Source organism: Stutzerimonas stutzeri SDM-LAC (genome assembly GCF_000235745.1).
Lineage (GTDB): Bacteria > Pseudomonadota > Gammaproteobacteria > Pseudomonadales > Pseudomonadaceae > Stutzerimonas > Stutzerimonas stutzeri_H.
Window position 1 is genome coordinate 101650 of sequence record NZ_AGSX01000070.1, and the last position, 21626, is coordinate 123275.

A 21626-nucleotide genomic window follows, 5' to 3' on the forward strand; every position below is an offset into this window, starting at 1 on the left:
TCCTTTCTGTTCAACGAGTCGAGATGGATTGCGAGGGTGCGGCTTCGGCCGAAGCGGGCCCGAGGCTGAGGATTTTCGGAAATCCGTTGAGTTCGATGCGGACGGCGCAGTCGTCTGCGTTAGTCGGGCATTGCCAGGCGTTGGCGGTGCTCCAGCCCTTGTCGGGCTGAGCGGTATCCAGCAGTTTCAGGTTGCCGGCTGCCCTGCCCGCCGAGGTGATGGTGACGGGGCGGGTCTGGTCTGTAGCGCTCCAGGCCACCAGAAGCTGCTCTTCGCTGTTGCCGAACCGCAGCAGAATGCTGTTTCGGGATTCCTCGACCCGCCCGAGGAACTGGTAATCCTTGATGATCGGGCTGATCGCTTCGAGGACCCGGTACGCAGGTTTCGGCGAGTAGTTCTGCCTGAGCAGGCCAAAGTTGTGTTCCCGCTCGCGCTTGTCCGTGCCATCGTTGCGGAAGTCGTACCACCAGTAGCCACGTACGTTGGGTAGTGTTTTGGCGAGGAAAAAGCTCCGCGCCAGATAGGCCGCCTGAAGGTTTTCATCGATCCCGCAGGCACCTTGGTATGCAGGCCAGGCCATTTCGGTCAGGTAAAGCGGCACCGGTCGATTGGCGGCGCGCGAAAGTTCCATATCGACCCCGGCGAGCCATTCGATCCAGGCTTCCGGTGTGTTCTTTCCTCGATTTCGGCAGTGGACGTACGGGTGCAAAGAGAGGCCATCGACCGATTGCATGATCCCGGCCTCGACCAGGCGCAGCGCGAATCCGGACTCGATACCCTTGGTGGTCACTGCACCGGCCAGGACTTTGGCGGCCGGGTCATGCTGGCGGATGATACCGGCCGCATCGGTGATCAGCCGGGCATAGTCTTGCGTGAACTGCGGATCGGTGGGGTTTTCGACGTCCCATTCGTTCCAGATCTCGTAGTGCTTGATACGACCGCGGAATTGCTGAGCCGTGAAGGCCACGTAGCGATTGAACGCGGTGCGCACCGGCTCGCTGCGTGGCTTTTCGCCGTCGCCGTGAAAGCGATTGCCGTAGCCGAGGATGAACATGCTTTCGATCCCCTGCGCTTCGTTGCCAGCAAGGTAGGCTGGCCAATGCCGTTCCACCTTGAGCTGATCGCGCTTGCGCTCGAGGAATGCCCAGTGCGCATCGGTGCGTACCGACTCGATGCCTGCTTGTCGTAAAAGCTGCACACCCTTGCTGGTGGTGTCGCTTAGGTGCAGGTCATGCGAACAGACCCCCACTATGAATGAGTCTTCTGCCGGTTGTGCCGGTGCTGGCGCAGCAAGAGCAGCCAGAGCTGCGGAAAGCGCCAGGCAGTGCAATGGGTGTCGGTGTTTCATGGCCGGTCGTCCCTGGGTTTTCGCTGATCAAGCTCAAGGCCGTAATGCGTTGATACCGTTGCAGCCGGGTTGTGGCGCTCCTGCGGCGTCAGGGCATGGGCAATGGCCATGCCGAGGAAAAGCGTAGCCGTGGTGACTTCCAGTACGTCGGTTGCCCAGCCGATCAGGATGGTGCAGAAAACGATCCCCAGTAGCGCGTCGCGAATGCGCGGGCCACGGTCATGCAGGCGCAGGAGCAACGGAAACAGCAGCAGATACAGCAGTACACCGAATACGCCGAGCATTCCCCAGAGATACAGTGCCGTGTTGTCGGCGATGCTCAACAGCTCCAGCCAGGCTAATGGGAAGGCCGCCGCGCTGCTGCCTACTGCGCCGAAGCCAGCGCCCCACCAGCCCCAGCCTTCGTTAACGATGACATCGATGAAATTTGGCCAGCTGTGGATCAGCCGATCATTGAAGGACGCCAGCAGGCTGGCGCTATACGCCTCGCTTTGCGGGATGTTCAACAACAGGCTGGCGATCGGCAACGCCATTCCGGTCAGCACTGCGAGAAAAAATGCCGTGGCGCTGGGCAGGCGATAGCCGGCCAGAAACAGCATGAGCAGGGTCAGCAGGTATGCGGCGGCAGTGGACTTGTTGGTTGTGAGAAATATCGCGCCAAAGGCCAGCGGGTACAGCAGCATCCGTAGCAACCGCGACCGCAGAAACGCCGCCAGGAACAGGCTGTACAGGGCAATCATCACGGCCAGGTTGGTCGACATCCGCGCGAACCCGGCAAGTCGGTCGGTACTGCCGAAGGCCCAGGATTTGTTAGCGGTCAGCTCGACGTCGCCCATCATGTAGCTGTAGCCCTTCCACGGCACGCTGGTGAACATGTCCAGCGCAATACCCAGCAATGACGCAACCAGGCAAAAGCCGATTACCCAGCCGAGCAGGCCGGTCCTTTGCTCCAGATAGCCGCCGCAGAACAAGCCGAACAACAACGGGATGTAGATGAACAGGCTGAAACCGACATTGCCCAGCGTGGCACCGTGCATCAGCCCAAACAGGCTTGAGACCATTACTGCAAACAGCACCAGCCAAACGCCCGGCTGACTGCGTGCCCTGGGCATTTCCAGTGCAACCGCTGCGATGCAGGCCAGCTTTGGCAGGTAGAGCAGGACGGACACACCGGCAACATCCAGGTAATAGCGAAGTGCGCCGGCGAAGGTTTCGCTGACCAGCAGCGAGGCCGCGATCAGCGTCAGCACGGTGGGTTTGTCAATCGCCAGCGGTCTCGACCTGCGGTGCGAAATGGTCAGCGAACTCGGGTTCATTGCGGGCGCTCCGGCCGTGCAGTGTGGAACACAGGATCGACTGGTACTGATCGAGCATTCGTTCTGTATCTAGAAAGGCGGCGACGCTATCGCGTGCCTGGCTGGACAATCGATGGCGCAGGCCGCTGTCCAGATAGAGTCTGAGCATGGCCCTGCCGAGGGAGTCGGGATCGCTCGGCGTGCAGAGCAAGCCATTCAGGTTGTCCTGAATGATCTCCGGCAGGCCGCCCATGTTCGTGGCGATGATCGGCAAGTACTGTGCGCAGGCCTCAACAGCCACCAGCCCGAAGGGCTCGGCCCAGATCGACGGAATGACAAGAACGTCGATTGCCTGCATGAATCGTTCCGCGGGCTGGTAGCCAAGAAACCTCACTTTCGCGGGGTCGGCCAGCGCCTTAAGCTTCGCCTCGTCATCCAGTTTGCCGCGACCAGCGATCTCGAGCGTGGCATTGATGGAGAGCGCCTGGAACTGCTCGATCAGCCAGCTCACGCCCTTGTTTTCAGACAGCGTGCCGATGTAACCGAAGCGCAGCAGGCCGCTGTGGCGCGGACGTGGCTTGGCTGAATGGCCGCTGCCGGCGTCGATGCTGTTGTGCACGACATGCTGGCTGGCCCGGCCGAAGTAGCCTTGGGCGATCAGCCGGTCGAGAACGAAACGGCTGACGCCGATCACTGCCGCGACCTGTGCCGACGCCGCTGCATGCGAATGGCGAAAGGCTGAACACGTGCCGCACTGATGCTCGCAGCTACGGCCCTTGCTGAACATGGTGTCTTTGGGGCAGAGCAAATAAAGATCGTGCAGCACCTGAACGATGGGCAGTCCGGCCGCGCTGATTTCGTCCCATGCGGATATCGACCAGCCTGTGAGGTTGTTGCAGAGCACCACGTCGGGTCGCTCGCGTTCGATGACCTGACGCACATGCCGGCGCATGGGGCGGTTGTAGCGGTCTCGATAATGCCAACCCAGCCGCAATAGTCGACTGGGACGGGACTGAGTGAAATGCCAGTAGAAGTTATCCAGCCCGGCGCGGTAGATCCGCACGCCGTCGAGCTCCTCATCGTGAAGTCCCGCCTCGGGCCCAGTTGCCAGCACGACGACATCGCAGCCACGGCGCTGGAGCCCTTCGGCTAACTGTCGGACAACTATCTCGGCGCCGCCGCCAATGTGGGGCGCATACAAACTGTGTAGAAAAAGAACCTTCATGCTGCGCCCCTCGATGATCGTCAATCCGCTCGGCAGGCCAGGGAGAAGGCTGCCTGTGCAGGGATGCTGCAGAGGTAGCGGGTGGGCACACGAACCTTTTGTTCACGCTGAAGCAGGTTCAGCAGGATCACCGAACGCTTCTCACCGTCGGCACTGACGAAAATAGCCTCGAGATCGATGAAGCTGCCGCCACGCACCTGAACCCTTTCGCCGGGCTCGAACTGAGGCGTCTGAGGCTCGCTGGCCAGACGTTGACGCAACTGCTCGATGAGCTCGTCTCTGACGGGTGTCGGCTCGCTGCCGAATGACACTACGCGGGCGACGCCGCGCGTGGAGCGAATCGGGTACCAGTTATCCAGCTGCCGATCGAGTCGGATGAACAGGTAACCCGGGAAGAGCGCTTCGGCCGTTTTTCCGTTCCCTGTGCAAGGCTTTATGGGCCGGTAGCACTCGAAGTGCTGACGCCGGAGATTGTCTTCGGCGCGGCTTTCCTGGCGGGGTTTGGTCTGGATCAGGTACCAGTGCGAGTTGCTGCTGAGCGAGGTCATTTGAACCGCCTTCCATAGTGAGAATTGTCGATATCCGTCCTGTCGAGATCATGCGCCTTGCAGAGTGGCGGACTGCTCTATGCCCTTGACCAGAGAAAAGCGTTGAAGCAGCACCTGCGCGTCCCTTTGGCTGTTGAACATCAACACGTCGATGATCGACAGCGAGGGCACGAACGGATGGTTGAACTGTGGATAGCTCAAGTCATCCATCTTCAGGAAACGCAGCGCCAGCCCCTGTGATCTGAAAAACGCGTGGCTGTAGAGCTCCGTGCCGCCGATTGGGTTGATGTACAGCTCGGCGTTCATCTTGTGGGCGATGGTGACGACGCGTTCCTGCTTGTCCATGCGCGCCGGCAGGCCCAATTCAGAGCCGATGCGGATCGGCGTCGCGATGTTGAGATAGGCGCAGATCTGACGGATCGCGTTCTCGATAAAGCGCGCCAGGTTGCGTTCCGGGTGCACCAGAATTTGGCGCACCAGCATCATCACTTCGGCTTTGTATGGCGCGCGGGAGTAGACCAACTCCAGGGTTTTAAGCAGCTTCTGCGCTTCCCGCGCGAACTCGTCGCACAACCAGCGCTGGTTGATCGGCGAGAACTGGTTGGCCTTGCGCAATGGAAAGGTGATGAGTTTGGGTTGCCCGGCCGCCAGTATCCGGTTGCGGTTGATCCATGAACTCTTGACGTACTGAAGGTCGTCGCCCAGAACAAAGACATCGCTGCGTGCGATCAGCTGGAAATAGCCAAGGTAGGGGAACAGATAGGGCTGCATCATCGAGACGGTTCTGAGCACGGGCTTATCCCTCGCGTGTGTCAGGCTTTCTGAGAATAGCTGTAGTAACCGTAGGCACCGGTCTCGTAGGCGGAGCTTGAGGCCCTGCGTTTGACGCCATTGAGAATGGCGCCCTTGAGCAGTACGCCGTTCTGCGCCAGGCGCCGTTTGGAGGCTTCGATCTGGCCGGCAGTGCTCAGCCCATAACGGGCCACCAGCAGACAGGTGCCGGCTTGTTGTGCGACCAGCACGGCATCGGTTACCGCCAATACCGGCGGTGTATCGACGATCACGAAGTCGTATTCACGCTCGGCTTCCCTGAGCAGGCGAGCGAAATTCTCGTGCATCAACAGTTCCGAAGGGTTGGGCGCGCAATGCCCGCTGGCGATGAAATGCAGGTTGGCCTGGTCGGTCTTGCTGACGACGGCGGCGAGCTGCAAGCCGCTGGCCAGGGCATCTGACAAACCGTTGCGCGGCGCCATGCCGAACATGCCGGCCAGATAGCCACGGCGCATGTCGGCGTCGATCAGCAGCACGCGCTGGCCAGCCTGAGCGATGACCGAAGCGAGGTTGCTGGCGACGAACGATTTACCCACCGAGGGCGTCGGGCTGGTGATCACCAGCACCTGATTGCGTGCCTCGAGCATGGCGAACTTGAGGCTGGTGCGCAGGCTGCGGAGCGATTCGATTGCCAGATCGGCGGGATCGGCACGCCCCAACAGCTTGCTTCTGCCGTCGTGAATCTTCCTCAACCGGTACAGGTGCTCCTGCTTCGGCGAGAAAGGCAGTGCGGCGTACACGGGTGTACCCAGGTGTTCGATGGTCTCGGGGCTTTCGATGCCGCGGTAGAACACCTGCCGCAGCAGGATCACCATCGCCGACACCAGCAGTCCGACGAAGATCGCAACCAGTACCACCAGTGGCTTGATGGGCTTGGCCGGTTTTTCCACTACCGCATAGGCGCTGTCGATGATGCGCACGTTGCCTATGGTGCCCGCGCGCAGAATGTCCTGCTCCTGCGCCTTGTCCAGTAGCAGTGTGTAGGTACGCGTGGTGACCTGCATGTCGCGGTTCAGGCGCAACAGTTCCTGCTGCGTCATCGGCAGGGTGTCGATTTTCCCCATTAGCGCGGCTTTCTGCGCCTGTAACTGGCCGATCTTCTTCAGCAGCGTCTGGTAGGTCGGGTGTTCCGGCGTGTAGAGCTGGTTGTATTCAGTGCGCTTGAGGTTGTGCTCGGAGATCTGTGATTCCAGCGCGACGATCTGGTCGAGTACGCCCTTGGTCTCGATGCTGATGTCCACCGACTGGGCGCTTGTCTGATAGTCATTGAGGGCGGCTTCGGCCTTTTCCAGTTCCTTGCGCACCAGGGGAACCTGCGATCTCAGGAACTCCAGACGTTGCGCCGCCTCGGCGGAGCTGCGTTCGATGTTCTGTCGCACGTACAGACGGCTGATCTTGTCGAGCACCCGATTGGCTTTCTCCGAGTCCGGGTCTTCCAGCGTGAGATAGATGATCCCGGAGTCCTTCCCGGCTTCGCCCACTTTCAGTCGCTTCTGGTAGTCCAGCGCGGTGGTCTGTGGACGGCTGCGCACGACAATGAACTCGGTGCCGGGACGGGCCTTGAGTTCGGCGATTTGCAGACGAAATCCGTCGTGTTGCACGGCTTGGTTGGTTTTGCCGCTGAGCAGCAGTTTTTCATCGGCGTCGTACAGACTGAATGAGCCGGCTGCGCCTGCACGCAATAGCAACTTCTCACCCAGGTACGCTTCCGGCACGTCCAGCTGGAAGATACTCAGCTTTTCTCCGCCCCAGGCGTAACTGTCCAATCCCAGCAGCGGTGCGGCGAGCTCGCCATCTTCTTCAGGGTCGTGCTGGCGGGCCAGGTAGCTGCCCAGCAGCGGGACGTACTTGGGCCGTGCGTTGATGTACAGCTTCAGGTCGTTGACGGTGCTGCCCAGTACTGCACGGGATTTGATCAGTTCTATCTCGGTGATCGCCTGGGATACCGAGTTCGGCCGGGGTACGGCCTCTGGAATGCCGGTGATGCCCGCCTTCTTCGGCTCGATCTGGATCATCGCGGTGGCTTCGTAGATCGGTGTGGCGATGATTGTGTAGGCGACGCCGAGCAGAGCGAAGAGGGCGGTTATGGTGAAAATCAGACGCTTATGGTCGAACGCCACGCGCAGAATGCGGGCCAGATCGATCCGGTTGTCTCCTTCGTAGTCCAGCGAGGAGCGAGCCATGGCGGTCATTGTGGGTTCCTTCCTTGAGTGTTGCGCCATCGGTACAGCCGTGGGCGTGACGGCCAGGAACTGGTCAGACACCCGGGGTCAGCCTGCGTAAGAGGTTGATGCTGATGTTCTGGAACACCTGGCCAAGCGCCTGGATTTTGCTGAGTGGCGAGATCGAGGCGAGTACCTGGGCGAACACCTGAATCATGAAGTACTCATACAGCGGCTGGTCGCCGATGCGCTGGTAGTAGCGAGCGAGGCTGTAATAGGCGTGCATCGTCATCTGGATGCGCTGTTTGCTGCTGCGCATGGAGAAGATTCCGCCTTCGTGCACGCGATAGGCTGCAGGCTTGATCTCTTCGATGAACTTGCCTTTGCCGTGGGCGCCCAGCAATGACCACCAGCAGATGTCCAGCACTTCGACGCCATGCAGCTCGGGTGGCAGCTCCTTCAGCAGGTTGCGAAAGCAGACGGTCAGTGTGGAGACCGGGCGTGCCTGTTTCAGCTGTAAAGCGCTCGCGTCCTTTCGATGTTTGCCTGTCAGGTGAGGGCTGCGGACAACGCCCTGGCTGTTGAACATGAATGCATCGTGGTAAGTCATCACGTAGCCGCGATGCTTCTCCAGGAAATCGACCTGGATCTGCAGCTTGCGCGGATCCGTCCAGTAATCATCGCCTTCGCAATAGGCGATGTACCTGCCGCGAGCCTGAGCGAACAACCGAGTGCTGAACGGCACCCCAAGTTGATATTGATTTTCCTGCTGATAGATCGGCTTGATCAGGCTCGGGTAACGCGCGGCATACCCGCGGATGATTGCCGCTGTGCTGTCGGTCGATGCGTCATCATGGACGACCACCTCGAACGGGAAGTCGGTTTCCTGCCGAATGAAGCCGTCCAGCGTTTCCTCTATGAACGCCGCATGGTTGTAGGTTAGGCAGATGATGCTCAGCACGGGAGACCGCTGGTTACCCCACGCCGCCATGACGTCCTGTTCGGTTCTCGATTGGGTATTCATCAAACGCTCGACCTGGTCATCATTAGGTAAAGCCGCATTACCACCGGCTTGGAGGTAAGGGTCACCAGTGTCAGGCAGATCAGTCCGCTGATGGCGAGCCCTAGAAGAATGTCGAATCGGTTGTCACTGGCGATGGCGGCGAACACCGGTTCGCCGATCAGCAACCCCAGGCCGGTCATGGCCGTGATACGTAACAGGTCCTGTAGCCAGGGGCGCTGAAGCCGGGCACCGAAGCGCTTGTGCACCATCGCCGGCCAGACCAGAAAGGTCAGCATGCGCAATCCGAACCAGGCCAGCGCTGCGCCGTAGACGCCGTGTTCAAGGGTTGCGTAGATCACCACGGGAATGCTCAACGCGGCGCTGATCAGGCTGAACCACACGTGCAGATGCAGCTGCCCATAGGCGTATTGCAAATAGAACTGGAAGGCGGTCACGGCCATGATTGCGCTGCCGATGACGTACCACGGCAGGACCAGACGGCTCCATTGCGCGGCTGTTGCATCCCCGGTCCAGGCGAAAACCAGCTCGGCAGAGTGAAAGGCGATCACGCCCGCCAAAGGGAACAATAGGCTGCAGACGAACCGGGTCGCGCTCAGGTAGAGCGCCTGCATGTCGGCGATGCGGTTCTCGGCGACAAGCATCGTCATGCGTGGTAGCAGTGTCTGCACCAGCGGATTGGTCAGCGTCACGATCCCGGTGGACATCAGCGCGACCAGCGAGAAATAGCCGTATTCGTTAAGCGGTAGCACATTGGAGAGCAGCACCTTGTCCAGCTGTGTCAGGACGATCCAGAGCACCGAGGTGAGCGAAATGCCGGCGGCGAACGGCAGAACCGGCTTGACCACCGCCCAGTTGAACCCGGTCAGCAGCTTCGGGTTGGGCATCAAACTGTACGCCTTGACGGCGAAGATAAGGGTTTCGAGCAGGCCGACAGCGGCTTGGAATATAAAGAAATCTTCAGGGCTTTGGCTGATGTTGGCCACCAGAAACAGTCCGCCGAAATAGCGCAGCGTGGCGATGGTGACATTGGCGCTGTTCAACCAAGCATGTAGCTCGAGCCCTTGCAGGCCACTTTTGTACAAAGTGGCGTAGAGCTTGAGGCTGATCATCAAGCCCATCAGGCTGATGCAGTGGACGATGGTGGCGCTGCTCAGCTCCGTCGCCTGCAGCCACTGGTGAGCGATCCAGCCGCTGGAGAGGTGAATGCTGAGCGCGGTGAGCATTGCCAGCGGCAGAAAGATAATCTCAAACGAGCGCAGCAGTTGTCCCGGTTCGTAGCGCTGCACCGCGATGTCCGGCCGGCCGCGAAAATGCGCAATTTGACGAACCAACGAAGGCGACAGGCCGGCGTCCAGCAGCTGCAACCAGGCCTGCAGGACTGCGAAGAAGCCGATCAGGCCATAGGCCTCGGCGCCCAGGTGTCCAAGATAGAAGGGCAGGATAAGGATGCCGATGAGCATGGCGTACGCTTGGCCTGCGTAGCTAAGGCCGGTATTGCGAAGCATCGATAGATTTCGATTGGACATCATGTCGTCAGCCGTTGCGATTGAGTCAGTAGATGCGCTTGTACGCAGGGGCAGGTGGGCTTAGACGGTCGTCCGGCAACAGACTGGCAGCGACCTGGGGCCAGATGTGCTCGGTGGGTAGGTGGCTGCCCTGCGATGACTCATTCAATAGCGTCTCGATAACCGTGTTCTGGACGTGCCGTGGCAGGCCCGGGTAGATCGGCAGGCACAAGACCCGGCGACTCAAGGCGCGAGATTCGATTTGCGGGACTTGTGGCTGCACGTAGCTGAGCGTGTCTAGCGAGGGGTAGAAGTAGCGCCTCGGGTTGATGCCATTGTCCTTAAGCGCCGAACGGCAGCGCAGCAGTTGGCGTTCGTCGGTCAGGGCAATAGGGAAATAGCTGTGGTTGCATTGCGCGTGCGGCTGCTGGCGTTGCAGATCGAAGTGGTCAGCGAGCTGTTGTCGGTAGCGGCTGGCGATTTCCTCGCGCTGCTCCAGGATCAGCGCCATGTCGTCGAGGATGCACAGGCCCATCGCGGCGGCAAACTCGTTCAGTTTGGCGTTGATGCCGATGCCATCGATGATATCGGTGTCGACAATGCCGAAGTTGCAGAGCAAACGAATCCTGGTCGCCAACGCATCGTCATTAGTGACGATGGCGCCGCCTTCAATGGTGTGAAACAGCTTGGTGGCGTGAAAGCTGAGCGTGCTGATGTCGCCCCAGTTGAATACGGAGTGATTCCTATAGCGGACACTGAACGCATGGGCGCCGTCGTAGATCACTTTCAGGCGATGCCGCTGCGCGATCTTTGCGATTGTCTCAACGTCGCAGGCATTGCCAAAAACATGGGTGGCGACAATCGCTTGGGTGTCGGCCTCGATCCTCGCTTCGATGGCGTTGGGATCCAGGTTCCAGGTGGCTTTGTCGATATCGGCAAATATCGGTCGAATGCCTTCCCACTGCAGCGAACTGGTGGTGGCGACAAAACTGAACGGGGTGGTGATCGCGCTACCGCTGATATTCAGTGCCCGATAGGCGATCTGCAGTGCCAAGGTGCCGTTATTGGTCAGAATGATGTTTCTGACACCCAGGTAATCGCGCAACCGGTCTTCCAGCTCGGTAGCCAGTGGCCCATGGTTGGTCAGCCAACCAGATGCATAGATGCTGTCGACGTAGCGCAGGAATTTGGCTTTGTTACCAAGGTATGACCGGGTGACATTGATCATCTCGATATCCCTATCAGTCGTCACGTCAAAAACCAGCCGCAGAGTGATTGCGTCTGTGAGATCAAGCAGCAGGTTGCGAGCCCAGAGCTGTGGCACGTTGTGCGCGGCGCTGGTTCAACTTGAGAATCATGCGGGTCGCGAAACTGCCAGCATGCGGGTCGCCGTAGTGGAAGATGGCAGTTGCGCGACGCAGGTCAGGGTCACAGGGCTCGTTGGCGTGGAGCGTGCGGTAGCCCCAGAACAGATAGAGATTGCCGGGGACGAGTTGCAGCTTCTCGGGTCGCAAAAGTTCGTGGCGGATGGCGGCGCTGATCACTTTCCGACTCAGCGCGTTCTGCACTAACGCCTTTTCCAATACATTGATTAGGACGTTTGAACGGATGCGCCGCCTGTTGGGAAACAAGAGCAAATCACCCCGATCGATGCCGTCCTGAGGAATATCTATAGGCAGCAGTGCCGTGACCAGGCTGGCATCGTAGTGAAAGCAATTCGACTCGCGACGACCGGAGGCTCCCTGCACACAGCGCAGAACTTTAAGTATTTCATCGCTATAAGCAGCTTTTCCGGCCCCCGCCTGATAGATGTTTTCCAATAAGTTCCGAAATTCGGGCGAAGCACCTAGCGCGCCCAATAGAGAGCTTTCTATCTCGCTGCCGCCATGATGTGCAAAATAACTTCCTTTGTGTTTTTCCGCTTCTATCCTGATGCTTTCCTGAAGCATTTTCAGTTGTTCGATTGATAGAAAGTTGGCAATGCAGGAGCTCCCACTATTGCTCATCTCGTTAGCGATTAACCGAAGATCCGGCGCTTCCAGGCTGCGGAAATAACTATTCACGATGCACTCCAGCTGGATAATACAATCGAGTTTGCGTTTTAGATTGTTAGAAGGTGGTTATGGCTCGCTAACAGTGCTGAATGTATACGAGCAGAGTTGCGTTTAAGAGTACTGAGTCTGAGGCAGATTGCTTGTTTTTTCGCTGTCCATTTCGATCAAACAAAGCTACCGCCACTACCGCCACTACCGCCACAGCTGGCTGTTGCTGCATGCGACGGCGTTGGCTCGATTTGCCATCGGGTAGACGCTTTAGTCAGAGCTACCGCACTCGGCTAGAAATCGAGATAAGCAATAAACCTTTTTTGGCGCAGACAGATTGGCAGCGGAAAAGCCCATCCGGTATACAAGCAGCAACAGGCTTTTTATCTGGCTTTCTGTTCGATGCCAGCCGTATGGTTGTGTGATGTAGTTAACATTCAGAACCTGACGGCAGTCAAGATCCGAAACAAAATAATTCAACAGAAGCACGGCCCGCTATGCCAATGCACTGATAACAAAGGATCTTCTAGCTTTATATGGGTGCGCTGGGCAGGGCTGATTTAAGCAGGATCAATCTTCTGAACTAAGCCGTTTGGTCTACGGCCCTTGGCTCGATAAATTAACGAGTGCTGAGCGGAATTTTATTTATGTCAAATAACTTTAGAAAGAAGCGTTTTAGTTTGTCCAAAAGCTCTTTCGAGACAATGCAGTAGCCAAAAAAAAGGCCACTCGATTGAGTGGCCTTTCTATTTTGGTTGCGGGAGCCGGATTTGAACCGACGACCTTCGGGTTATGAGCCCGACGAGCTACCAGACTGCTCCATCCCGCGTCTGTGGGCGGCATTCTACAGACTGAAGTGCCTGTGTCAACCTCTCATGTCGATAAAGCGTTTTATTTTCAGGCGTTTAGGCAATCAAGTAGCTTGGGAGCCAGCAGAGCGCGTAAGCAGGTGTCATGCGAGGACCCAAACGAAAAAGGCCACTCGATTGAGTGGCCTTTCCGTGTTTGGTTGCGGGAGCCGGATTTGAACCGACGACCTTCGGGTTATGAGCCCGACGAGCTACCAGACTGCTCCATCCCGCGTCTGTGGGCGGCATTCTACATCTTTCGGCTGATCTGTCACGGCTTTATTGCCAGTCGGACAATCTTTTATCACGCGCTTAGCGAAACATGAGCGGCGTGCGACTCGGTTCGAGGCTGGTTTCGATCCCGTCGGGCTTCACGGGATGGCTTGTGATGATGGCGAGCGACTCGCAGCATGCCCCAAAGCATCGCCACGGCGGCTGCACTCCAGCCGACTACTATTAGAAGAATTACCAGTGGCGGCGTGATCATCGTTCGATTCCTTTCTAACCAGACACATCTGCTCTCTGGATAGTGGACAGCGAAAAGGAAACGACGGTTCCGCTTGCCATCTGTCGACAGCGCGGATCGACGGCGGCAATCAGATGCCTAAACGGAATGGGGGGACTTTATTAAAGGAGAAAGCTATGAGGAGCTATTTGGCTATTGCACTTGCGGCCGCGCTTGCGGCTGCTGTTACAGGCCAGGCGTCAGGCGCAGATCCGATGTCTGGCCACGCTCAGCTGGCACAGAATACCGGCGCGGTCGACCGTTCCCTGGGTAATGGCTCCATGGGCGCTGGCGAGGGAATCGAGAGACTACCGGAGAAGTCCGAGAAGGATCGCGACGTCCATGATCAGCGACCACAGCAAACTTACGAGCAATCCAATCACGGTGACACTGATACGGATATGGAACACCGCCCACGCCGAACATTGGGGGATCGAGACGAGGATTGATCTGGCAAGCGTACGTTGGCGTTAGCGTTCGGCTCCTCCTCCGGACGCCCCAGCAAGTAGCCCTGAACCAGATCGATGCCCATGTCTGCCAGAACGCGGAGCTCTTCGCTCAGTTCGATGCCTTCGGCGATGACCTGAGCGCGGGACGCTCTGGCAATCTTCATGATCGACTCGACGAATTCGCGTTTCACAGCGTCCCGGTGGATACCGTCTATGAAGTAGCGATCGATCTTGACGTAGTCAGGGCGCAGCTCCGACCACATGCGCAGGCTGGAATAGCCGGCGCCGAGGTCGTCCAGCGCAATGGAAAAGCCGATGTCTCGATAATGATGCAAGGCGGCACGAAGCAGTTCTAAGTCGTCGGTGGGCGTTTGCTCCGTAAGTTCGATTACAACACTCTCGGCCGAGATGCCGTATTTGTGTAGTAACTCCAATGTGCGACCCGGCTTGTGCGTCGCATCCAACAGCGTTTCCGGCGACACGTTGAGGAACAGTTTCCCCTGCAGCCGCTGCTGACTGTAGCGGCGACAGGCGCTCTCGCGACAGGTCAGGTCCAGTTCATCGAGCCGGCCGGCATGTCGGGCCGCCGCGAGCAGGTTGATAGGGGAGTGAAGCGGAGTGTTCGAAGGGCCGCGGGTGAGGGCTTCGTAGCCAAGGATGACCCGTTCGGCAAGCGAGACGATGGGCTGGAACAGGCTGGTGATGTTGCTCTGAGCCAGGATGGAATCCAGTGTGCTCAACTGCTCGGTAACGATCATGAGGGTCTCGTGCGGCCTTAAAAAAACGAAGGGCCGCACAAGGGCGGCCCTTCGTATTTCACGACACTGCGATGTCATTTTGATGACATCTGCACTCAGCGCTCGACAGGTTGGTTCTTGGCCATGGCCTTATGCAGACCGAGGTAATCCAGCAGAATCCTGCCGCTTTCCGAGAGATAGGCATCGTCCTCGGGTTTGATCTTTTTATCTTCAATATGCGGTGTCGTTTCATCCTCTTTTTCAAGCTTGGCCAGTGGTTCTTCACCTTTGGCCTTGCGCAAGGTGTTTTCCAGGGCTAGCTGGCGTTTCTCGATGCGTTCCTGCTGCGCCCGGCGCTTCTCCTCGTTGAGGCTGATGGTCGTCTCGTGAGTCAACTCCTGAGTCAGTGCGAGACGGTCGCGGGTGAATACAAAGTCGGGATCCTCATGGGTTCGGTTTTCGTGACGCGCCTTGAGTTCAGCGAGGAACGGCTTGAACGGGTTCATATCCGGGCTGACCGCTGCGCGAATGCTGTCCCATGGCATCGCTTCCGGCAGCGCGCTTTCGCCAATTTCCTTGGTATCGACTTCGGCCGGGTAGGAAATGTCTGGAATCACGCCCTGGTGCTGAGTGCTTTGTCCGGAGACCCGATAGAACTTGGCCAATGTCAGCTTGAGTTCACCATGGTTGAGTGGCTGGACCGTTTGCACGGTGCCTTTGCCGAACGTCTGTCCACCGACGATAAGCGCTCGGTGGTAATCCTGCATGGCGCCTGCAAAGATTTCCGAGGCCGATGCGGACAGTCGGTTAACCAGCACAGCCAGCGGTCCTTTATAGAACACGCCTTGCTGCTCATCGGCCAGGACATCGACACGGCCATCGCTGTTGCGGACCAGGACCGTAGGGCCTTGATCGATGAACAGGCCGGTCAGTTCGGTAGCTTCCTGAAGGGAACCACCGCCATTGTTACGTAGATCGATCACTACGCCATCGACGTCTTCCTGTTCCAACTCCGTGAGCAGCTTTTTCACGTCGCGGGTCGTGCTCTTGTATTCCTCGTCTCCGGCACGTAGGGCCTTGAAGTCAAGGTAGAACGCAGGGATTTCGATGACTCCGAGCTTGTAATCGCGACCGTCCTGGCTGAGCTTGAGCACCGATTTCTTCGCCGCCTGTTCTTCAAGCTTCACCGCTTCACGGGTGATCGCAACGACTTTGCTGCTCTGGTCGTTCGGTGCATTGCTCGCCGGGATGACTTCAAGTCGAACGACCGACCCTTTCGGACCGCGGATCAACTTGACGACTTCGTCGAGCCGCCAGCCGATCACATCGACAATCTCCTCATCGCTCTGGCCGACGCCGATGATCTTGTCGGCAGGCGCGATCTGCTTGCTCTTCTCGGCAGGACCGGCGGGAACCAGGCGCACCACCTTGACGTGCTCGTTGTCGCTCTGCAGCACGGCGCCGATCCCTTCCAGGGACAGGCTCATGTTGATGTCGAAGTTCTCCGCGTTGTCAGGTGACAGGTACTGCGTGTGCGGGTCGTAGGATTGCGCAAAGGCATTGATGTAGGTCTGAAATACGTCTTCGCCACGGGTTTGTTCAAGGCGCGTCAGTTGGTTCTTGTAGCGCTTGGTGAGCAGTTCCTCAATGGCTTTGGGCTCCTTGCCGGCGATCTTCAATCGCAGCACCTCGTCCTTCACGCGTTTGCGCCAGAGGTCATCCAGTTCCTGTTCGTTCGCGGGGCGCGCTGCATTCTCGCGGTCGATCAGCAGCTCCTCGTCAAGCGTGAAGTCAAAGCTGTCGACGCCTTGCTCAAGCAGATTCAGAGCGTATTCCAGTCGGCTCTGTAGGCGCTCCAGATGCACCTTGTAAATGATGAACCCAGGCTCAAGGTTGCCGTTCTTCAGGAAGTCATCGAACTGGTTGCGCCAGGCTTCGAATTCGGCGACGTCGCCGGCGGTGAAATAGCTGCGCGAAGGATCGAGCATTTCGAGGTAGCTGTCGAAGATCTTCGCCGAGCGAGCGTCATTTAGCGGCGGCTTGTTGTAGTGATGGCGCTTGAGTAGCTCGACCACGTTCAGACTGGCGATCACCTGGTCACGGTCTGGCTGCAGGTAGTCCCAGGTGTGTGGGTCGGCAGGTTTTGCCAGAGCCGCACTGGCTTGAAGGCCCATCAGCAGGACGAGCACGCCTGCGGTCAATGATCGTTTCATGTCGGAGGGGAGAAGCGAGGCTGAGTAATAACGCATAGTAGGCCATCAAATCAGGCGCCGGAGCGGATTCCGTTCGGCGGGGAGAACACAGCCCGATGTATCTGGCGGCTGGCACGCCGCAATCCAGATCGCACCGAGGCGGTAGAGCGATTCGCCGCACCGAGGAGACCGAGAAGGCAGTCCTTGGTTTGGATGGCGTATCGCTATGTAGCCTGGGCTGAACTTGATCTGCGGCCTGCACTGCCGGAGTCACGGTTTAGCGGGCACAGGTGTGAACCACTATGGAGGCAGCATGAAGGCATTGCAAGGCATCGAGGGACAGGTGGCGCGGGCGGAGCGTGCAGTTGCGAAGTGCGGCAACTCAGGATTCAGGTCGTTGCTGCAAGCCTGATCCGTGCCGATCTGCATCTGCAGCAACTCGCGTGGCCGATATCCTTAGTTTGCATGTGCCAGCGTAGTCAGGACGAGCAATCCAGGCGCATGCGCCTGGATCTCAGCCATCAAGGTAACTCGGCGCTCGAATAGAAAGCGCTGAGGACCTTCACCAGATGCGCCAGGTCCTGGCTGCCGGCTAGCTCGCGGATCGAGTGCATGCCAAAGGTCGGCAGGCCGATATCGACGGTGCGCACGCCGAGCTGGCTGGCGGTGATTGGGCCGATGGTCGAGCCGCAGCCCATGTCGCTGCGGGTGACGAAACTTTGCACTGACACCTCGTTTTCCAGGCAGAGATGGCGGAAAAAGCCGGCGGTTTCGCTACTCGTGGCGTAGCGCTGGTTGCTATTGACCTTGATCACCGGCCCGGCATTGAGTTTCGGGCCGTGGTTGCCGTCATGTTTGTCGGCATAGTTCGGATGCACTGCGTGCGCATTGTCGGCCGAGATCATCAGTGACCGGTTAATGCTGCGCTGGAAGGGCTCGCCTTCAGGCAATACGCGGCGTAGTACCTGCTCGAGAAACGGCCCGTCCGCTCCGCACATCGAGGTGGAGCCGACTTCTTCATGGTCGGTGCAGACCAGCACGCATGTCTCCTCGGGGGCGGCGCGCAACAGGGCTTGGGCGCCGGCAAAACACGACAGCAGATTATCCAGGCGGGCGCCGGCGATGAAGTCGCCGTTAAGGCCAATCACGGCAGCGCCCTGGGTATCGTAGAAGCTCAGCTCGAAATCCAGCACGACGTCGGCAACCAGACCATGTTCGCGGCTCAGTTGGTCCGCCAGCAGCGCGCGAAAATCCGGGCTGTCTTCGCTTGCGATTTGCGCCAGCACCGGTGGCAGCTCGTTCTGCGGGTCGATCGCCCAACCCTGATTGGCGTCTCGATTGAGATGGATGGCAAGGCTGGGAATCACTGCGATAGGCAGCTTGAAATCGATCAGCTGGCTTTCGATCCGACCGTCGCGGCTATAGGTCACGCGTCCAGCCAGGGACAAGTCGCGGTCGAACCACGGCGCCAGCAATGCACCACCGTAGACTTCTACGCCGAGTTGCCAGAAGCCTTGCCGTTGCAGTTCAGGTTGCGGCTTCACTCGTAGGCAGGGACTGTCTGTATGGGCGCCGACCAGGCGCATGCCATTTTCGATGACGGATCGGGTCCCGAGCTGGAACGCGACGATCGCGGAGTCGTTGCGGGTGACGTAGTAACGGCCGCCCGGTTCGGTGTCCCATGTCTCGCGTTCATCCAGCGCTTTGTAGCCAGCGGCCTGCAAGGTCTTGGCGAGACTGGCGGTGGCGTGGAATGGGGTGGGGGAGGCCTTGAGGTAGTCAATCAGACCCTGGTTGAGTTCTTCGCGCATGAGCGGCTCCGGACGGCAAGGGTCGAAAGTTTATAGCATCGGGACCGGTGTCGCTGTAGGTCGCTGCGCCGTGTGAAGTAACAGCCGCGCCAGACTATTACTTCAAACGACTACCAGTGCTTCTCGCGGCTCATGGCAGGCTCGTGGTCGTGCCTGTTGAGTTCGAACAGCGTTCAGCCATCCATCTGCTGCATTTATCTGGCGGTTGTGAGCGCTCGATCCTTTTTCGGCCGAGCATTCTTCGTACCGAAAGAGGGCGACTCGCTCGCTCAGCCGCGCTGGCGCAGGGCTTCGATGCGATCATCGAGCGACGGGTGGGTCATGAACAGGCCGGCCATGCCATGTTTCAGCGCACCGTTGATGCCGAACGCCTTGAGGGTGTCGGGCATCTGCACCGGCACGCCTTGTTCGGCCTGCAGACGACGCAGTGCACCGATCATGGCCTGTGTGCCGGCGAGCTGAGCGCCGGCTTCATCGGCGCGGTATTCACGTTTGCGCGAAAACCACATGACGATGATGCTGGCCAAGAGGCCCAGTACCAGTTCGGCGAAGATAGTCGCGACGAAGTAGCCGATGCCGTGGCCTTCTTCATTCTTGAGAATGGCCTTGTCAACGAAGTTGCCGAAGATCCGCGCGAAGAACATCACGAAGGTGTTCACCACGCCCTGGACCAGTGCGAGCGTGACCATGTCGCCGTTGGCCACGTGGCCGATCTCGTGGGCCAGTACGGCCTTGACCTCATCCGGCGAGAAGCGCTCGAGTAAACCCTGGCTGACCGCAACCAGTGCATCGTTCTTGTTCCAGCCGGTGGCGAAGGCGTTGGCTTCGTAAGCGGGGAAGATGCCGACTTCCGGCATCTTGATGCCGGCTTCGCGCGAGAGTTGTTCGACCGTCTGCAGCAGCCACTGCTCATGACGTGTGCGCGGCTGGCTGATGATCTCGGTACGGGTGCTCATCTTCGCCATCCACTTGGAGATGAACAGCGAAATCAGCGCGCCGGCGAAACCAAAAACGGCGCAGAAGGCCAGCAGGCTGCCGTAGTTCTGACCGGTATAGCGGTCGACCCCGAGCAGCTTGAGGGTGACGCTGGCGACGACCAGGACAGCCAGGTTGGTGGCCAGGAACAAGAAAATGCGCATCATGTTGCGGCAGACTCCAGAGGGAACAGTAAAGAACGATAGGCTATATAAGGGGCGGGTCGTCGCGATTCAACCGAGCGACTATTTCAAGCTATGTCGCCTGGCTAGAAGCTGGACTCAGCGTTGCTCGACCAATGAGCTATCGAAAAGCTGGCGGGTCAGTCGTGCCAGCCGCTCGCTATCGCCATCACGCAATGCTTCGCGTAGCTGATGCGCCAGGGTGGACCGGACTCGACGAACACTCGCCGGCAGTGATTCACGGCAGGCGAGGCCGCTCGGGACGCTGCGTGTCAGCCGCATGAATGCTTTCTCGGTGAGCGCCGCCTGGTCCAGTGCCTGGAAATGAATGGTGCTCTCGAAGCGCAGATAGCCTTCCTCGGCGAGCCATATCAGAGCGCCGAGACAACCTTGGTGGCGTTTGCTGGGCAGGCCGAACTCATCGGGTTCTTCATGACCGATGAGGTCCTCGACGTACAGCGCGACCTTCCGCGGAAAGGCCTGATAAAGAATCAGCAGGCCCGCCGCGGCGTCCCGGTAGAAGTCGTCGATCTGCAGGTCCATCGATCCTACTGGCTGTAGGTCTTGAGGAAACTGCCGATGCGGCCGATCGCCTGCTCGAGGTCGTCGACGCGGGGCAGGGTGACTACACGGAAGTGGTCCGGCCAGGGCCAATTGAACGCCGTTCCCTGCACGATCAGCAGCTTTTCCGAGAGCAGAAGATCAAGGACGAACTTCTCATCGTTGTGGATCGGGCAGATCTTCGGATCGATCCGTGGAAACGCATAAAGTGCGCCCATCGGTTTGACGCAGCTGACGCCGGGAATGTCATTGAGCAGTTCCCAGGTCCGGTTGCGTTGCTCTAGCAATCGACCCGGTGGCAGCACCAGATCGTTGATGCTCTGGTAACCGCCCAAGGCAGTCTGGATGGCGTGCTGGGACGGCACATTGGCACACAGGCGCATGTTGGCCAGTATGTCTATTCCTTCGATATAACTCTGTGCCTTGTGCTTGGGCCCCGTGATCACGACCCAGCCGGAGCGAAAGCCAGCCACCCGGTAGGATTTGGACAGGCCATTGAACGTCAGGCAGAGCACATCCGGCGCCAGTGACGCGGTACAGATGTGCACCGCATCGTCATAAAGGATCTTGTCGTAGATCTCATCGGAGAACAGCACCAGCTTGTGCTGACGAGCCAGCTCGACCATGCCCTCCAGGATTTCGCGCGGATATACCGCACCTGTAGGATTGTTCGGGTTGATCAATACCAGTGCCTTGGTGTTCGGCGTGATCTTGGCCTTGATGTCGGCGAGATCCGGCCACCAGTTGGCCTGCTCGTCGCAGAGGTAATGCACCGGTTTGCCGCCGGCCAGGCTCACGGCAGCCGTCCACAGGGGGTAGTCCGGGGCCGGAATCAGCACTTCGTCGCCGTTGTTGAGCAGCGCCTGCATGGACATCACGATCAGCTCGGACACGCCGTTGCCGAGATAGATGTCTTCGATGGTCACGCCTTCTACCTGCTTCTGCTGGTAGTACTGCATGATTGCCTTGCGTGCACTGAACAGGCCCTTGGAATCGCTATAGCCCTGCGCAGTGGGCAGGTTGCGGATCACGTCCTGGAGGATTTCCTCCGGCGCTTCGAAACCGAACGGTGCCGGGTTGCCGATGTTCAACTTGAGGATGCGATGGCCTTCCTCTTCCAGGCGTTTGGCGTGCTTGAGCACTGGCCCACGGATGTCGTAGCAGACATTGGCGAGCTTGTTCGATTTGCTGACCTGCATGATCCTGAGTGTCCCGAAGTGAAGACGCGCCCGGCTTTCGATGGCTGGCGACGTTTGGCATGAACCCGGGCGCCTTGGCAGTCTGAAGCCCCGCTGCCAGACTAGGCGTCTAAGAGCAACGCATCATACGTGCGGCCCGACTACCGGAAAAGGTACAGATCCGCCTTTTTTGAGATCACGAGGTGTA

15 protein-coding genes, 2 tRNA genes and 1 pseudogene are annotated in these 21626 nt (G+C 58.8%); all 18 read right to left on the minus strand.

The genetic code is table 11. From position 1 onward, the window contains the following. Window positions 1–10: 10 nt before the first annotated feature. The 18 genes and pseudogenes from PSTU_RS0108865 to PSTU_RS0108960 all read right to left on the minus strand — a co-directional run bounded on the left by PSTU_RS0108865 (window position 11) and on the right by PSTU_RS0108960 (window position 21439). A complete protein-coding gene (locus PSTU_RS0108865; RefSeq protein ID WP_019340690.1) occupies window positions 11–1348 on the minus strand; it encodes a hypothetical protein in 1338 nt (445 codons plus the stop codon). Beyond that, window positions 1345–2664 carry a hypothetical protein gene (locus PSTU_RS0108870; protein WP_019340691.1) on the minus strand — a complete coding sequence of 440 codons (1320 nt, stop codon included), beginning with the start codon at window positions 2662–2664 and terminating at the stop codon, window positions 1345–1347. The genes PSTU_RS0108865 and PSTU_RS0108870 overlap by 4 nt, the downstream gene beginning before the upstream one ends. Then, complete coding sequence (locus PSTU_RS0108875; protein WP_019340692.1) at window positions 2609–3868, minus strand: glycosyltransferase family 4 protein; 1260 nt, start codon at window positions 3866–3868, stop codon at window positions 2609–2611. Before PSTU_RS0108875 ends, PSTU_RS0108870 begins: the two co-directional genes overlap by 56 nt. Window positions 3869–3888: 20 nt before the next feature. Then, window positions 3889–4416: a transcription/translation regulatory transformer protein RfaH gene (gene rfaH / locus PSTU_RS0108880; RefSeq protein WP_019340693.1), complete on the minus strand. Its 528-nt coding sequence runs from the start codon at window positions 4414–4416 to the stop codon at window positions 3889–3891. Between the two features lie 48 nt (window positions 4417–4464). Then, window positions 4465–5208, minus strand: a complete 744-nt coding sequence (locus PSTU_RS0108885) for a WbqC family protein (protein ID WP_019340694.1) — start codon at window positions 5206–5208, stop codon at window positions 4465–4467. Window positions 5209–5228: 20 nt separating this feature from the next. Next, entirely contained in the window at window positions 5229–7439 is a 2211-nt protein-coding gene (locus PSTU_RS0108890) for a polysaccharide biosynthesis tyrosine autokinase (RefSeq protein ID WP_019340695.1), read from the minus strand. Between the two features lie 64 nt (window positions 7440–7503). Next, window positions 7504–8433 (minus strand): glycosyltransferase family 2 protein, encoded by a 930-nt coding sequence (locus PSTU_RS0108895; RefSeq protein WP_019340696.1) that lies wholly within the window; start codon window positions 8431–8433, stop codon window positions 7504–7506. Beyond that, complete coding sequence (locus tag PSTU_RS0108900; protein WP_100206771.1) at window positions 8433–9938, minus strand: oligosaccharide flippase family protein; 1506 nt, start codon at window positions 9936–9938, stop codon at window positions 8433–8435. The genes PSTU_RS0108895 and PSTU_RS0108900 overlap by 1 nt, the downstream gene beginning before the upstream one ends. Before the next feature lie 46 nt (window positions 9939–9984). Then, window positions 9985–11166 (minus strand): DegT/DnrJ/EryC1/StrS family aminotransferase, encoded by a 1182-nt coding sequence (locus PSTU_RS20600; RefSeq protein ID WP_036992858.1) that lies wholly within the window; start codon window positions 11164–11166, stop codon window positions 9985–9987. Between the two features lie 61 nt (window positions 11167–11227). Further along, window positions 11228–12001 carry a hypothetical protein gene (locus tag PSTU_RS0108910; protein WP_019340699.1) on the minus strand — a complete coding sequence of 258 codons (774 nt, stop codon included), beginning with the start codon at window positions 11999–12001 and terminating at the stop codon, window positions 11228–11230. A 731-nt stretch (window positions 12002–12732) separates the two neighbouring features. Further along, window positions 12733–12809: transfer RNA gene (locus PSTU_RS0108920), tRNA-Met, on the minus strand. Between the two features lie 177 nt (window positions 12810–12986). Then, window positions 12987–13063: transfer RNA gene (locus PSTU_RS0108925), tRNA-Met, on the minus strand. Between the two features lie 697 nt (window positions 13064–13760). Continuing rightward, window positions 13761–14540, minus strand: a pseudogene (locus tag PSTU_RS0108930) (EAL domain-containing protein); the annotation flags it as partial. A gap of 95 nt (window positions 14541–14635) precedes the next feature. Continuing rightward, window positions 14636–16732 carry a carboxy terminal-processing peptidase gene (locus PSTU_RS0108935; RefSeq protein WP_029404687.1) on the minus strand — a complete coding sequence of 699 codons (2097 nt, stop codon included), beginning with the start codon at window positions 16730–16732 and terminating at the stop codon, window positions 14636–14638. A gap of 500 nt (window positions 16733–17232) precedes the next feature. After that, window positions 17233–18522, minus strand: coding sequence for a M18 family aminopeptidase (locus PSTU_RS0108945; protein WP_019340704.1), 1290 nt, complete (start codon window positions 18520–18522; stop codon window positions 17233–17235). Window positions 18523–18791: 269 nt separating this feature from the next. After that, window positions 18792–19664 carry a protease HtpX gene (gene htpX / locus PSTU_RS0108950; protein ID WP_019340705.1) on the minus strand — a complete coding sequence of 291 codons (873 nt, stop codon included), beginning with the start codon at window positions 19662–19664 and terminating at the stop codon, window positions 18792–18794. A gap of 114 nt (window positions 19665–19778) precedes the next feature. After that, a complete protein-coding gene (locus PSTU_RS0108955) occupies window positions 19779–20222 on the minus strand; it encodes a hypothetical protein (RefSeq protein WP_029404688.1) in 444 nt (147 codons plus the stop codon). Window positions 20223–20227: 5 nt separating this feature from the next. Beyond that, window positions 20228–21439 (minus strand): pyridoxal phosphate-dependent aminotransferase, encoded by a 1212-nt coding sequence (locus tag PSTU_RS0108960; RefSeq protein WP_019340706.1) that lies wholly within the window; start codon window positions 21437–21439, stop codon window positions 20228–20230. Between the last annotated feature and the right edge of the window lie 187 nt (window positions 21440–21626).

What these genes read in the sequence shown, in the direction of transcription:
- PSTU_RS0108865 (WP_019340690.1), bottom strand. Translation starts at nt 1,348, where the DNA reads ATGAAACACCGACACCCATTGCACTGCCTGGCGCTTTCCGCAGCTCTG.
- PSTU_RS0108870 (WP_019340691.1), bottom strand. Translation starts at nt 2,664, where the DNA reads ATGAACCCGAGTTCGCTGACCATTTCGCACCGCAGGTCGAGACCGCTG.
- PSTU_RS0108875 (WP_019340692.1), bottom strand. Translation starts at nt 3,868, where the DNA reads ATGAAGGTTCTTTTTCTACACAGTTTGTATGCGCCCCACATTGGCGGC.
- rfaH (WP_019340693.1), bottom strand. Translation starts at nt 4,416, where the DNA reads ATGACCTCGCTCAGCAGCAACTCGCACTGGTACCTGATCCAGACCAAA.
- PSTU_RS0108890 (WP_019340695.1), bottom strand. Translation starts at nt 7,439, where the DNA reads ATGACCGCCATGGCTCGCTCCTCGCTGGACTACGAAGGAGACAACCGG.
- PSTU_RS0108895 (WP_019340696.1), bottom strand. Translation starts at nt 8,433, where the DNA reads ATGAATACCCAATCGAGAACCGAACAGGACGTCATGGCGGCGTGGGGT.
- PSTU_RS0108900 (WP_100206771.1), bottom strand. Translation starts at nt 9,938, where the DNA reads ATGCTTCGCAATACCGGCCTTAGCTACGCAGGCCAAGCGTACGCCATG.
- PSTU_RS20600 (WP_036992858.1), bottom strand. Translation starts at nt 11,166, where the DNA reads ATGATCAATGTCACCCGGTCATACCTTGGTAACAAAGCCAAATTCCTG.
- PSTU_RS0108935 (WP_029404687.1), bottom strand. Translation starts at nt 16,732, where the DNA reads ATGAAACGATCATTGACCGCAGGCGTGCTCGTCCTGCTGATGGGCCTT.
- PSTU_RS0108945 (WP_019340704.1), bottom strand. Translation starts at nt 18,522, where the DNA reads ATGCGCGAAGAACTCAACCAGGGTCTGATTGACTACCTCAAGGCCTCC.
- htpX (WP_019340705.1), bottom strand. Translation starts at nt 19,664, where the DNA reads ATGATGCGCATTTTCTTGTTCCTGGCCACCAACCTGGCTGTCCTGGTC.
- PSTU_RS0108955 (WP_029404688.1), bottom strand. Translation starts at nt 20,222, where the DNA reads ATGGACCTGCAGATCGACGACTTCTACCGGGACGCCGCGGCGGGCCTG.
- PSTU_RS0108960 (WP_019340706.1), bottom strand. Translation starts at nt 21,439, where the DNA reads ATGCAGGTCAGCAAATCGAACAAGCTCGCCAATGTCTGCTACGACATC.